9 protein-coding genes are annotated in these 12,119 nt (G+C 70.4%); 4 read left to right on the forward strand and 5 right to left on the reverse strand.

All coding sequences use genetic code 11. The annotated features are described in order from the left end of the window. Nucleotides 1–54 precede the first annotated feature (54 nt). Complete coding sequence (locus AB8A24_RS10870; RefSeq protein WP_328963131.1) at nt 55–1,785, forward strand: LCP family protein; 1,731 nt, start codon at nt 55–57, stop codon at nt 1,783–1,785. A gap of 59 nt (nt 1,786–1,844) precedes the next feature. Then, nucleotides 1,845–3,560: an LCP family protein gene (locus AB8A24_RS10875; protein ID WP_369475417.1), complete on the forward strand. Its 1,716-nt coding sequence runs from the start codon at nt 1,845–1,847 to the stop codon at nt 3,558–3,560. A gap of 73 nt (nt 3,561–3,633) precedes the next feature. Here the strand turns inward: AB8A24_RS10875 and AB8A24_RS10880 are convergent, their stop codons facing one another. After that, nucleotides 3,634–4,659: a glycosyltransferase family 2 protein gene (locus AB8A24_RS10880; protein WP_266392073.1), complete on the reverse strand. Its 1,026-nt coding sequence runs from the start codon at nt 4,657–4,659 to the stop codon at nt 3,634–3,636. A 176-nt stretch (nt 4,660–4,835) separates the two neighbouring features. Here AB8A24_RS10880 and AB8A24_RS10885 point away from each other — a divergent pair, with 176 nt between their 5' ends. Continuing rightward, nucleotides 4,836–6,329, forward strand: a complete 1,494-nt coding sequence (locus AB8A24_RS10885; RefSeq protein WP_369475418.1) for an LCP family protein — start codon at nt 4,836–4,838, stop codon at nt 6,327–6,329. A gap of 22 nt (nt 6,330–6,351) precedes the next feature. On the opposite strand, the gene AB8A24_RS10890 is transcribed toward AB8A24_RS10885, so the two are convergent. From AB8A24_RS10890 to AB8A24_RS10900, 3 genes are all read right to left on the reverse strand, one after another. Further along, a complete protein-coding gene (locus tag AB8A24_RS10890) occupies nt 6,352–7,875 on the reverse strand; it encodes a glycosyltransferase family 39 protein (RefSeq protein ID WP_369475419.1) in 1,524 nt (507 codons plus the stop codon). Continuing rightward, nucleotides 7,872–9,095 (reverse strand): acyltransferase, encoded by a 1,224-nt coding sequence (locus tag AB8A24_RS10895; protein WP_328963126.1) that lies wholly within the window; start codon nt 9,093–9,095, stop codon nt 7,872–7,874. The genes AB8A24_RS10890 and AB8A24_RS10895 overlap by 4 nt, the downstream gene beginning before the upstream one ends. Nucleotides 9,096–9,261: 166 nt before the next feature. Beyond that, entirely contained in the window at nt 9,262–9,804 is a 543-nt protein-coding gene (locus AB8A24_RS10900) for an acyl-CoA thioesterase (RefSeq protein WP_328963125.1), read from the reverse strand. Between the two features lie 105 nt (nt 9,805–9,909). Between AB8A24_RS10900 and AB8A24_RS10905 the strand changes: the two genes are divergently transcribed. Further along, nucleotides 9,910–11,223 (forward strand): LCP family protein, encoded by a 1,314-nt coding sequence (locus AB8A24_RS10905; protein ID WP_369475420.1) that lies wholly within the window; start codon nt 9,910–9,912, stop codon nt 11,221–11,223. 66 nt (nt 11,224–11,289) lie between these two features. Here AB8A24_RS10905 and AB8A24_RS10910 read toward each other — a convergent pair whose 3' ends face one another. Then, complete coding sequence (locus AB8A24_RS10910) at nt 11,290–12,099, reverse strand: polyprenol monophosphomannose synthase (protein ID WP_328963123.1); 810 nt, start codon at nt 12,097–12,099, stop codon at nt 11,290–11,292. Nucleotides 12,100–12,119 lie beyond the last annotated feature (20 nt).

Here is a 12,119-nt window from a genome sequence, read left to right on the forward strand (position 1 = left end):
CCGTGCGCCTGGGGGAGGCGCGTCGCGAGGCACCGACGGAGGATTCGAGCAACCGTGGATGCGCAAAGCCGTGGGCGGGCGGACGAAATCGACCCCGCAGACCAGTGGGTACTCAATCCCCGCACCGGCAACTACGAACTGCGACTGGCCGACTCCGCCGCGCAAGCGCGGCCCAAGGTCAGCGCACCCCGCAGATCGCCGTCTGCTCCCTCGACGCCGACCAAGCCCGCCCCCGGGGTACCGCGGCCGCGGCGGGGCGACCCGCCTCCGGGCGGCCGGCGCGGCGGGCGCTCCCGCAAGCTCGGCGGTGGCGGCCGTAAGAAGGCGCTGGCCATCACCGGAGGCGTCCTGGCGTTCCTGCTGGTCGGCGGCGCCGTGGCGGGGTACCTCTACTACGACCACCTGAACGGCAACCTCAGCGTCACCGACGTGGCGGGCGCGGGCACCGGCGGTTTCAAGAAGGACCAGGCCATCAACATCCTGGTGATCGGAACCGACAAGCGCACCGGCGCGGGCAACGAGAACTACGGGGACAAGGACAGCGTCGGCCACGCCGACACCACGATCCTGTTCCACGTGTCGAAGGACCGGACGAACGCGACCGCGCTCTCCATCCCCCGTGACCTGATCACCGACATCCCGGCCTGCCCGACGAAACAGCCGGACGGATCGACGAAGACGATCGCACCGACCAAGGGCACCCGCTTCAACACCAGCCTGGGCCAGGAGGGCCGGGACGCGGGCTGCACGATGCGAACGGTCAAGGAACTCACCGGCATCGAGGTCGACCACTTCATGATGGCCGACTTCAACGCCGTCAAGACGCTGAGCACGGCGGTCGGCGGAGTACCGGTGTGCCTGGACAAGGCCGTCAACGACGAGGAGGGTTCCCACCTCAAGTTGGACGCCGGCGAACACCGGTTGGAGGGCGAACAGGCCCTCGCCTTCGTCCGGACCCGGCACGGCTTCGGCAACAACAGCGACCTCGACCGGATCAGGATCCAGCAGCAGTTCCTGGGTTCGATGATGCGCGAGATGAAGTCGAAGGAGACGCTGACCAGCCCCAAGAAGTTCCTCTCCCTCGCGGAGGCCGCCACCAAGTCGCTGGGCGTGGACTCGGGGATCGGGTCCATCGGCAAACTCACCGATCTGGCGGGCGAGTTGAAGGGCATCGACACGAAGAACATCACCTTCACCACCCTGCCCGTGAAGGACAATCCGGCCGAACCGGAAGGCAAGAAGGCAACCGTCGTCGTCGAGAAGTCCCTGGCCGACCCGCTGCTGCAGATGATCCGGGGGGACGTCTCGCTCACGGAGGTCGAGAAGAAGGAACAGGCCGCCAAGGAGGCGGCCGACGCGGACGCGAAGGCCAAGCAGGACGCCCTGCTCCAGGGCAACCGCGCGGCCGCGGCGGACGTACGGGTGAGCGTCTACAACGGCGGCGGCCCCAAGGGCTCCGCCTCCACCACGCTGAACTGGCTGCAGAACAGCAAGGGCGTGTCCAAGTCCAGCAACGACGGCAACGCACCCTCGAAGGTCGGCGCCACGCAGCTGGAGTACGCCCCCAACCAGGCCGACCAGGCTCGGGCGCTGGCGGACATGATGGGCCTGCCCGCGACCGCGCTGAAGGTGGGGACGGCGGACGCCTCGGCGAAGACCCCGATGAAGCTGACGCTGGGTCCGGACTTCGCCAAGCCGGGCGCCCCGCTGGCGGCCCCGGTGCCCCAACAGCTGCCCGAGGACGTGCAGCGGGCGCAGGCCGACAAGGCGATCTGCGCCAAGTAGCAGGGATCTGCCGGTGACACCGGCACTCCGTTGACCAAGAAGGACCTTGAGGGGGACGTGTGAGGCGCAGCAGCGTGCGAGGGGAGGGGGCGAACGCCCAGGCCGCCGGGGAGATATCCGGCGGCGGGGCGGGCGCGTCCGGCACGGTGCCCCCACAGCGGGGCGGCTCCGGAGCGGCTCGCCGTTCGGACGGCGGCCGTCCCCGCAGACAGGGCAGACGGCGCGTGCTGCGCTGGACGGCTTCCGTGTTGTCCCTGCTGATACTCGGGACGGCGGGCGCCGGATACCTGTACTACCAGCACCTGAACGGCAGCATCCATACGGACGCGCTGAACCTCGGTGAGACCAAACTGGGCGGTTCCAAGCCCAACGCCTTCGGGCAGACCCCGCTGAACATCCTGCTGATCGGCTCCGACGCGCGCGACGACGCGGCGAACCAGGCCCTCGGCGGGGCCACGGACACCTTCGACGGCCCGCCGCTGGCGGACGTGCAGATGCTGCTGCACCTGTCCGCCGACCGCAGCAACATGTCGGTGGTCTCGATGCCGCGCGACACGATGCTGATGATGCCCAAGTGCACCGAGCCGGGCGGCAAGGTGCACCCCGCCAGCAAGGGCCTCGTCCAGACCAACGAGTCCCTGCAGCGCGGCGGTCCGGGCTGCACGGTCGCCGCCTGGCAGGAACTGACCAAGATCCCCGTCGATCACTTCATGATGATCGACTTCAAGGGCGTGGTCTCGATGGCGGACGCCATCGGCGGCGTCCCGGTCTGCGTCGAGGAGAACGTCCACTCCCGCACCCGGGACGGCAAGGGCTCCGGCCTGAAGCTGCCGAAGGGCACGAGCGTCATCCAGGGCGAGCAGGCCCTGCAGTGGCTGCGCACCCGCTACGGCTTCGAGGACGGCACCGACATCGGCCGCACCCACGCGCAGCACCAGTACATGACGTCGATGGCCCGCGAGTTCCGCAAGAACGCCAAGCTCACCAACCCGGTGAAGCTCAACAGCCTGGCGCAGGCGGCCATCGACGCCATGGTCGTGGACACCGGCCTGAACAAGATCGACAAGCTGTACGACCTGAGCATGGAGCTCAAGAAGGTGCCCCCGGGCCGGATCACCATGACCACCATGCCCTGGGTCTACAGCACCAAGCCCGGCCTGGACGGTCGGGTCGAGCCCATGGCGACCGAGGCCGAGGCCGTCTTCCGGATGGTCCGCGAGGACATCGCGCTCGACGGCAAGGGCAACGGGACCCCGGAGAGCGGCGCGTCCCCCTCACCGGGCGCCTCCGCGACCCCGGGCACCCCGAGCACGGCTCCGGGTACCCCGAGCACCGCTCCGAGCACGGCGCCCGCCGCGGCTCCCGCGAAGATCGCGGTCTCCGTCCGCAACGCCACGAGCGGCAAGGACGGCGCCGAGACCCGGGTCAAGAATCGGGCGAACGACGTGGCCGCGCTGCTGACCGGCAAGGGCTTCACCAAGGCCACCGCCGACAACCAGACCGGCGCCGAGGACACCACGGTGGTCCGCTACGCCACGGACGCCCAGGCGGCCGACGCGGGCGCCGTGGCCACCGCCCTGGGCCTGCCCGCCACCGCGGTGCAGAAGTCCGAGGAGGTCTCCGGGATCACCCTGTACGTCGGCAAGGACTGGCGGACCGGCAACGCGCCGACCCCGCCGCCGCCCGCCCCGACCGTGGCCCCGACCTCGGCCCACGCCCTCAACGGCGACAACGAGGGCGCCTGCATGCCGATCCAGCCCGGCTTCACCTGGTAGCGCGCACACGAAAGGGGCCCGGCCCGGCGACTGCGACGATCCGCAGCCTCCGGGCCGGGCCCCTTCGTACGTCTCAGACCTGCGAGGAGTCCCGCCGCACGGCCGGACGGCGACTCGCGATGACCTTGTTCGCCAGTGCCCGCGGGCTGGTCAGGAAGCCGAAGCCCCAGCTCAGGTGCATGGTCGCCAGGGCGACGGGGATCTGCGCCCGAGCCTTGATCCCGAGTCCCTTGCCCGCCGGTACGGAGCCCGCGGTGATCGCCGCGAGATAGCCGGCCGGGAGGACGAAGCCCAGGGGGGTGACGGTCGCGCCCACGACCACGCTCGCGGCGAGCGCGCAGACGAGGGTCGGCGGGGCCAGGTAGCGCAGGTTGATGGAGCCCGAGTGGTAGCGGGCCACCACGTGCCGCCAGCGGCCGTAGTCCTTGTACTGCTTGGCCAGGGCTCGTACGGAGCGCCGCGGGCGGTACTGGACCATCAGCTCCGGCGAGAACCAGATCAGACCGCCGGCTTCGCGGATACGGAAGTTCAGCTCCCAGTCCTGGGCGCGGATGAACTCCTCGTTGTAGCCGCCCTGCTGTTCCAGCGCCTCGCGGCGGAAGACTCCGAGGTAGACCGTCTCGGCCGGTCCCGCCTGGCCGCCGGTGTGGAACGGCGCGTTGCCGACACCGATCTTCGAGGTCATCGCGGCGGCGACGGCCTCCTCCCAGGCGTTCTCGCCCTCGGCGTGCATGATGCCGCCGACGTTCTGGGCGCCGGTCTCCTCCAGGAGGCGGACGGCGGTGGCGATGTAGTTCGGCGAAAGCATGCCGTGGCCGTCGACGCGCACCACGATCGGGTGACGCGAGGCCTTGATGGCGGCGTTGAGGGCCGCCGGGGTCCGGCCGGTGGGATTCGGGACGGTGTGGACTCGGGGATCCTCGGCGACGAGTTCGGCGGCGATCTCGTCGGTGCGGTCCGTGGACGGCCCGAGCGCGATCACCACCTCCATCTCGCCCGCGTACTCCTGTTCCAGGATGTGGCGGACGGAATCGCGGAGGTAGTGCTCCTCGTCGAGCACCGGCATGATCACCGAGACTGCGGGCTGCTGGGCGGGCATGTGGTCCTTCAAGGTCGGGTATCGGTGTCACGTTACCGCGTACGGGGGAACCGGGTGCGCGCCGAGCGATCGGTAAGGACAGCTGCTGATCGTATGGGCCTACTGTTCTGCCGAATCAGCTGATCCGGCCAGTGCCCCGGCCGGTCTCCCTGCTGCCCCCCGCGGAGGTGTCCCCCGTGCCCCAGCCGCACCGTCCCGCCCGTCCTGACGGGCCGCCCCGACCGCAGCGCGCCCGACGCGGCGGAGGCGGTCCCGCCCGGCGCCGGGACGGGCGGCCCCGGTGGGGGGTCCGGCTGGCGGCCGGCCTGTCGGTGGCGGTGCTCGGCTCCGGGGCCGTCGGGCACGCCGTGATGACCGGCCTGGACACCGGGATCGAGCGGGTGGACCCGTTCAAGGACATGAAGAACCGCCCGCAGGCCGGACACGGCCTCAACTTCCTGCTGGTGGGCACGGACGGGCGGGAGAAGGTCTCCCCGGAGGAGAAGCGCGAGTACCGGTTGGGCGGCGCGCCCTGCCACTGCACGGACACGATCATGCTCGTGCACCTGTCGGCGGACAAGGAGCGCGCCAGTGTGATCAGCCTGCCCCGCGACAGCTACGCCGAGGTGCCCGCCCACCGGGACCTCGTCTCGGGCAAGGCCCACAAGGCCCATCCCGTGCGGCTGAACGCGGCGTACGCGGAGGGTGGGCCCAACCTGACCGTGCGGACCGTGGAGAACATGACCCGGGTGAAGATCGACCACTACCTGGAGGTCGACTTCACCAGCTTCATGAAGACGGTCGACGCGATGGGCGGCGTGGAGATCTGCACGGCCAAGACCATGCGGGACCGCAACACCGGCCTCGACCTGCTGCCCGGCAGCCACCGCCTCAGCGGTGGCCAGGCCCTGCAGTACGTGCGTTCGCGCCATGTCGACGGGGCCTCCGACCTCGGCCGGATGCAGCGCCAACAACGGTTCGTCGCCGCCCTGATCAAACAGGCGACCGGAGGCGGGGTGCTGCTGAACCCGGTGAAGTTCAAGGAGGTCAGCTCCACCCTTCTCGGCTCCGTCCGGGCCGACAAGGACTTCGGCTCGGAGCAGATGCTGGCCCTCGGACAGGCGATGCGGGACTTCACCCCGTCCTCCTCGGAGTTCGCCTCGGTGCCCATCGGCAGCCCCTCCTTCCCGGTGAAGGGCATCGGGTCCACCGTGAAGTGGGACGAGCCGAAGGCGGCCAAGCTGTTCGAGGCGCTGCGCCAGGACCGGCCGCTGGCTCCGGCGCGGCCCGGGAAGGCCGAAGGCGGTCCGCCCGCGGCGGTGGCCGTGGACGTGCCCCCGCGCCAGGTCCGGGTCCAGGTGGAGAACGGCACCCGGATCGACGGACTGGGCGGACGGGTCGACGCCGCGCTGCGGGCCACCGGCTTCGACACCACCCGGGCCCCGGGCAACGGCGCGAGCCGCGAGGTCAAGCGCACGGTGATCACGTACGACCCCCGCTGGGACCGCTCCGCCCGGTCGGTGGCGACCGCGCTGCCGGGCAGCGAGCTGCGGGCGGTGGCGGGCCAGGGCCGGACGGTCGTGGTGGTCGCGGGGGCGGACTACCGCAAGGTGGTGCCGGTGCGCGCCGAGGACCCGTACCAGGGCACCTTCGGGGTGGTCACGGGCGACGAGGTGGTCTGCGGGATGTAGCCCCGGCCGGGCGTCCAGCCGTCTAGCGGACGCGCTCCACCAGGGAGACCTGGAGGCCGTGGACCTTCTTCGTCTCGACCAGCTTGTAGTGCTTCTCCAGCGCCTCGGCCTGTGCCTCCGGGAGCTTGTGGTACGGGTTCTTCGTACCGCTCCACGTGACCACCCACACCCGCTGGGTGGTGCCGAGGCACTGCTCGGGCTGCTCGCACTCCACCGGGAACAGGTCGTCGTTCGCCACGGCCGAGCGCTGCGCGAACACGTCGCGGAGCTCGACCCGCTCCGGCAGGAAGTACTCGACCTGGAAATCGGTCATGTACACGCTGTCGGCGCCCCGGACCGGTACGAAGCCGTCACCCGGCCGGTAGCCCTTGGCGATGACCGCCGCGGCCTCCTCGCCCTCGCGGCCGGCCTTGATCGTCTCCGTACGGATCTGGCGCTGGTCGGGAAGGCCGAGGAGGATCACCGCAGCCAGGCCGGCCACCCCGAGCGGCCGGGGCCTGAGGGCGGCCAGACCGGCGGCGGCGAGGACCGCCCAGGCGGGCATGGTGAAGAGCAGGTAGCGGTCCATGAAGTACGAGGTGCTGCCCTGCGAGACCACCCAGGCGGCCGCGATCGGGGCCGCGCCGACGAGCGCGAGCTCCGCGGCGGGCCGACGGCCGCGACTCCACGCGAGCGGGAGCAGCGCCATCGCCGCGACGGCGAGCGCGATGAGCGGGGAGCCGAAGAGGGCGTCCCACACGTCGGCGATGCTGCGCAGGTGCGGGGTCTTGATCCAGCTGATCTGGCGGCCGACCTGGCGCTGTCCCAGCAGCACCAGCGGGATCACCGGGAGCAAGCTGACGACGACGGTCACCGCGTAGGCGATGACGGTGCGGCCGTGCCGGTCGTGCCACCAGCGCAGGAGCACGATCAGGGCGTGCGGCAGCAGGAAGAGCAGGGAGACGATGTGGAACAGTCCGGCGGCCGCCACGGCGAGGGCGTACGGGGCCCAGCGCCGCGGGGTCGGCCGCTCCAGCGCCCGCATCAGCAGCCAGGTCGCGGCGGTGACCGCGAGCACGACGAAGGCGTAGGAGCGGGCCTCCTGGCCGTACCGAGAGACGGACGGGAGCAGGGCGAAGAGCAGGCCGGCGAAGACGGCGGTGCGGCGGTCGAACAGCATGCGGGCGGTCAGCACGACGAAGGCGGCGGCGCCGGCCATGGCGATCGCCGAGGGCATCCGGAGCATGACCTCGGAGTCGCCGAAGACGGATATCCAGCCGTGCAGCAGCAGGTAGTAGAGGCCCGAGACGGCGTCCACATGGCCCAGCATCCCGATCAGGTCGCCGGTGCTGCGTATCGCGGCGTTCCAGCTGGCGAGCTCGTCGCGCCAGAGCTGGGGGTTGTCGCTGCCCACGGTGGCGACCGCGAGGGTCAGCACGGCGGCCCACAGCCAGTCGAAGCGGGCCGAGCGCGGTGTGCGCGAAGCGCCCCGGTGGCCCGCTGCGTCGTCCGAGGCCGCCTCGGAGGCGGGGCGGCCGGTCGGGGAAGGCAGGGTATGGGTCGTCATCGGGAGGAACCTGCCATGTCGTTCGAGTTCCGTTCGCGGTCTGCGGCGCGGTCCCGCACCGGCGGGTCGGCCCTCAGCGGGAAGATGCCGGGGGCGTCGAGCATGCGCTTCATGAGAGCCGACAGCGGCCGCTCGGCGTAGCGGTGCACGATCCACGACAACAGGAGTACGCAGGCAAGCACGGCGAGCAGGGTCGCTCCGACGCCCATACCGTGGTTGCGGGCCCAGCGGATCAGAGCGAATCCGATCTCCTGGTGCAGCAGGTACACGGGGTACGTGAGGGCGCCGGCGACGGTCAGCCACTTCCATTGGATCCGGTCGAAGGCACCCATCGCCACCGCCAGCACCACGCCGAAGGCAAGGAGGGAGAAGCCGGCCATCACGTTCCAGCTCAGCGAGTGCATGACGCCGTACTCGTAACTGCCCTTCGTGCCCAGCAGCTGATGCTGGGCCACCAGCCAGGAGAACCCGACGACGCCCAGGAGTAGCCAGTTCGTGCCGAACCGATAGATCAGGAACATGGCGATACCGGCGATGAAGTACGGGGCGTACTCCGGCATGACGAACATCTTCAGCAGCGCACTGTCCGCCTTGTCGGCGACCACGGACAGGATCATCCAGATCCCGCAGAAGGCCAGCACCCTGCGGTAGGTGACGCCGAGCGCCACGACGACGGCGAACAGCAGGTAGAAGCGCAGTTCGACCCAGAGGGTCCAGTAGACGGGGTCCACCTCGGTGACACCCAGTGGCAACTGGAGCATCGTGAAGTTGGAGAGCACGTCCGTCTTGCTGAGATGAGGTCGGTTGCGCGCCGTCGCCGCGTAGTTCACCACGAGGGTCGTGAGGATGATCGCGACCCAGTAGGCGGGCAGGAGCCGCACGACGCGGGAGTTGAAGTACTGGCGGGGCGTCTTGCCCCAGCAGGACATGCAAATGACGAAGCCGCTGATCAGGAAGAACAGCTCAACCCCGAGGAAGCCGTACGCGGTGAACCGGTGCAGTTCCGGCATCAGCTGCCGGGGCGCGCCGTCCCAGACCTCCGGCATGCGGTTGACGCCGGTCCAGTGGAAGGCGACCACCATGAGGGCGGCCACCAGACGCAGGCCGTCCAGGGCCCGGAGCCGCGGGCGCCGGCCGGTACCACCTGCGACGGGCGTCGGGGAGGGATGCGGCACTGTTGGCGAACTGATGCCCGGCGCCAGGGGTACGACCGTCGACATAGAGGAACTTCTCCACTGCTGAGCCGGGTTAAGGGTCACGTCGGTTCGCCCGGTGAGCCCGAACGTCAGCTCATGAGTCTACGTGGGGCCCTTGTCGGGGCGGCCCGGGCGGTTGACGAAAGTGAGGCAGGACTCACCGCCGGGCCGTTGGGCTGTGCGGTGTCGCTCAGAACTCTTCGTCGAAGCCCTGGGCGGAGCGCTCCTCGCGCAGCGCCATGATGGCCTGGCGGCGGGCCAGGCGGTGGGTGCGGCGGATCTGGGCCTCCTGGTAGCGCCGCTCGTCCTGCTCCGTCTCCGGGATGACGGGCGGGACCTGGCGGGGCTTGCCCTCGGCGTCCACGGCCGCGAAGACGAGGTAGGCGCTGCCGACCTGGGTGGCGGGGGTGGACTCGTTCCACCGCTCCGCGAGGACCCGTACGCCGATCTCCATGGAGGAGCGGCCGGTCCAGTTGCACTGGGCCTTGACGTGGACGAGGTCACCCACGCGCACGGGAGCGAGGAAGGCCATCTCGTCCATGGACGCGGTGACCGCCGGGCCGCCGGAGTGGCGGCCGGCCACGGCGCCCGCCGCGTCGTCCACCAGCTTCATGATCACGCCGCCGTGCACCGAGCCGAGGAGGTTGGTGTCGTTGGCGGTCATGATGTGGCTCAGGGTGGTGCGGGAGGCCGAGATCGGCTTCCCGGGCAGCTCGCCCGGTGTTTCTGTCATACGGACACCTTAGATGCGCGCCGGAGGCATCAGCTCTGCAACAGCCCGGTACGGATCCTCCCCCGGGCTGTCGGACGACGCGCCCGGGCAGGCATCCTTGGGCACATGAATGACTGGCCGGATCGGCGGGACGACGGGTACGGGCGCGGCAGCGCGCAGGCGCGGCCGGAGGGCGCGCAGCGGATGCCGCACGTGCAGCGGCAGCCGCAGCAGCCGCAGAGGCCTCCGCGACCGCCGCAGCAGCCGCAGCCCGGCCGGCCGGGGGTCCCGCCACAGCAGCACGGCGGGTACGACGGCGGGTACGACAGCGGCTACAACACCGGCCAGGTCTACGGGACGCCTGCGGGCGGAAGTCCGGGCGGGCCGGGTGGACCGGGCGGGCCGGGTGTGCCGCCGCAGCGGCCGTCGGGACCGTCCGGACCGTCGGGGCCCGGCCACGCGCCGGACTGGGGCAGGCGGATCAAGATCGGTTCGATCATGCTGGTCTCCGCGCTGCTGGTGACGACGGTGGGCACCTACTTCTGGGCGGACTCCAAGGTGCGCCGCGAGGTGGACCTCTCCAAGGTCATCGAGCGCCCGAAGGAGGGCGACTGCACGACGTACCTGATCGTGGGCTCCGACAGCCGCGAGGGCATGTCCGACGAGGAGAAGAAGAAGCTGCACACGGGCTCGGCCGAGGGCAAGCGGACCGACTCGATGATGATCCTCGCCAAGTGCTCCAGCGGGAACACGATGATCTCGCTGCCGCGCGACTCGGACGTGGAGATCCCGTCCTTCGTCGGCTCCGAGTCGGGCAAGAAGTTCCCCGCGCAGGGGCGCCGGGTCAAGCTCAACGCGGCGTACGCGGAGGACGGGCCGGAGCTGCTGGTGCGGACGGTGGAGCACAACACCGGCCTGCGGATCGACCACTACGCGGAGATCGGCTTCGCCGGCTTCGCGAACATCGTGGACGCGCTGGGCGGGGTGGAGCTGGACATCGAGAAGGGCTTCAAGGACGAGAAGTCCGGCGCCGACTTCCAGGCCGGCAAGCAGACCCTGAACGGCGAGCAGTCCCTGGCCTTCGTACGGACCCGGTACGCCTTCGCCGAGTCGGACCTTCAACGGACGAAGAACCAGCAGAAGTTCCTGTCCGCGCTGGCGAGCCAGGCGGCCACGCCGTCCACGATCGTGAACCCGTTCGCGCTGTACCCGATGCTGGGAGCCGGGCTGGACACGCTGATCGTGGACAAGGACATGGGCCTGTGGGACATGGGCCAGATGTTCTTCGCGATGAAGGGCATCAACGGCGGTGACGGCGTCTCGATGAACATGCCGATCTCCGGCCAGCGCGGCGGCAACCTCGTCTGGGACAAGGCGAAGGTGCAGCAGCTGGTGAAGGAGATCCAGAACGACGAGAAGGTCACCGTCCGCGGCCAGTGACCCGGTGTAAGGAAAATGGGGCACCCTGAGGGGGTGCCCCATTTTCCGTGAGAGCGGGAGAGCGGGTCAGCGCTTGCCGGCGCGGGCGCGCAGCTTCCACGGCATGGCGATGGACTCCAGCTGGACCGCGAGGTTCATCTTGGACTCGCCGACGGTGCGGTCCTCGAAGTGGATCGGGACCTCCATCACCTGGAAGTCGCGGCGCAGCGCCTTGAACTTCATCTCCACCTGGAAGCTGTAGCCCGCGCTGCCGACCGACGCCAGGTCGATCGCGCGCAGCGCCTCGGCGCTCCACAGGTTGAAGCCGCCCGTGATGTCGCGCACGCGGGTGCCCAGGATGGTGCTCGCGTAGGCGTTGGCCCAGCGGGAGAGCAGCTTGCGGTGCGCGCCCCACGCGTCGGACAGGGTGCCGCCCGGGACGTAGCGGCTGCCGACGACGAGACCGGCGCCGGTGGACAGGGCCACGCCCAGCATCTCGGCGATCTTGCCGGCCGGGTGGGAGCCGTCCGCGTCCATCTGGAGCACGTACTCGGCGCCGTCCTCGACGGCCTTGGCCATGCCGGCGGCGTAGGCGCGGCCGAGGCCGTCCTTCGCCGTGCGGTGCAGCACCGACATGCGCGGGGCGCCGTCCTCGGTGAGGTAGCCCTCAGCGAGTTCGTCGGCGATCCGGCCCGTGCCGTCGGGCGAGGAGTCGTCGACGATCAGCAGGCGCAGGCCGGGCTGGTCCAGGCCCATGATGAGCTCGGCCATGCCCGGCAGGTTGCCGGCTTCGTTGTACGTGGGCATGACCACGGTGAGCGGGGTCTGCGCCCACGCGTCGGGGAGCTTGGTGGTCACGATGTCGGTGGCGCGGGGAGTCTGCTGCTCGCCTATCACAGGGGTATGCCTCACTGAAG

The sequence above is a fragment of the Streptomyces sp. BF23-19 genome (assembly GCF_041106355.1).
Taxonomy (GTDB): domain Bacteria; phylum Actinomycetota; class Actinomycetes; order Streptomycetales; family Streptomycetaceae; genus Streptomyces; species Streptomyces virginiae_A.

Excerpts from the sequence above, each read along its gene's own strand:
- AB8A24_RS10880 (WP_266392073.1), bottom strand. The coding sequence starts at position 4,659 with ATGCCCGCCCAGCAGCCCGCAGTCTCGGTGATCATGCCGGTGCTCGAC.
- AB8A24_RS10890 (WP_369475419.1), bottom strand. The coding sequence starts at position 7,875 with ATGACGACCCATACCCTGCCTTCCCCGACCGGCCGCCCCGCCTCCGAG.
- AB8A24_RS10895 (WP_328963126.1), bottom strand. The coding sequence starts at position 9,095 with ATGTCGACGGTCGTACCCCTGGCGCCGGGCATCAGTTCGCCAACAGTG.
- AB8A24_RS10900 (WP_328963125.1), bottom strand. The coding sequence starts at position 9,804 with ATGACAGAAACACCGGGCGAGCTGCCCGGGAAGCCGATCTCGGCCTCC.
- AB8A24_RS10905 (WP_369475420.1), top strand. The coding sequence starts at position 9,910 with ATGAATGACTGGCCGGATCGGCGGGACGACGGGTACGGGCGCGGCAGC.